This is a genomic window from Enterococcus sp. LJL51 (assembly GCF_054871795.1).
The window spans coordinates 1-1,288 of sequence record NZ_JBTXLW010000037.1 but is presented as its reverse complement, the minus strand read 5'-3'; the positions used below and the strand labels follow the sequence as shown (position 1 = coordinate 1,288).

General features: G+C 40.3%; 1 protein-coding gene. It reads left to right on the top strand.

What is annotated here, in order from left to right; genetic code table 11:
* Nucleotides 1-1,288: IS1182 family transposase (locus ACYSNQ_RS17895; RefSeq protein WP_426084934.1), on the top strand; the 1,288-nt coding region annotated here is incomplete at both ends.

Sequence of the window (1,288 nt, the reverse complement as noted above, 5' to 3'; positions counted from 1 at the left end):
TTTCTGGTCGGAAAATGGAATTTCTGTTGGATGACAGCTATCGTATGCGCTGGTTAGCGAACCACGAACAAGTCAGCTATCGCACCATTAATCGATTCAGAAGTCAGGAGACAACGGCAGGTCTGTTAGAGGAAGCCTTTGTTTTATTTCGTCGTCAGCTGATTACGAATCAAGTCATCGATAATGAAGCCCTTTTTATCGATGGCACAAAAATCGAAGCAGATGCCAACAAGTTTAGCTTTGTTTGGCGGAAAGCAACGAATCGCTATGAAGCTGCTTTAGATGAAAAATCGAACGCCTTTTATCAAGCCCTTTATCAAGAAGAAATCTTACCTTGTCTGAAAGAAGAACAGCAATCCGACGGATTGACGAGCCATCAGCTGGAAGAAATCGCTCATCATTTAGAAGCGGAGTTACAGGAAACAGAAGAACAATTACAGGATGAAAAACAGAAAGACAAACAGAGCCAATTCAAGAGAAAACGAAGAACCTATAAAAAATATCTGCGAAAAGTTCAAGCAGACTACCTGCCAAGAAAACAAAAATATGAAGCGTATAACCGCCTTTTTCAAGAACGAAATAGCTTTTCTAAAACAGATACCGACGCCACATTTATGCGAATGAAAGACGATTACATGCGTAACGGACAGTTAAAACCAGGCTACAATTTACAAATCGCAACAGAAAATCAGTACGTCTTAGCGTATGATTTATTCCCAAATCCAACCGATACAAAAACCTTAAATCCGTTCTTAGATAGCTTTTTAGAGCAACACAAGGAATTACCCGAATATATTGTGGCGGATGCCGGTTATGGTAGTGAAGAAAATTACATGTATATCCACGATATATTAGACAAGACACCGTTGATTACCTATGGTGGCTATCATAAAGAAACCAAAAAGAAAAACAAAGACAATCCTTTTATCGTTGAAAACTGGCGCTATCTTGAAGAAGAAGATACCTATATTTGTCCTGCCCATCGGGCAGTTCCTTTCAAACAATACAGTCGTAGAAAAGACCGTGGCGGGTTTGTCCGAGACTTCAAAATCTATGAATGTGAGGATTGTCGGGCATGTCCTGTGCGGAGTCAATGTACGAAAGCCAAAAGCAATCGGAATCGACAGATTCAAGTGAACAATTCATGGCGTTACTTCAAAGCAGAATGCAAGAAGAAGCTTTCAGATGAAAAAACAGGTTCGATTTATCGACAACGGAAAATCGATGTAGAACCAGTGTTTGGGCATCTAAAGGCTCATTTGGCGTTCCATCGTTTCCATTTACGTGG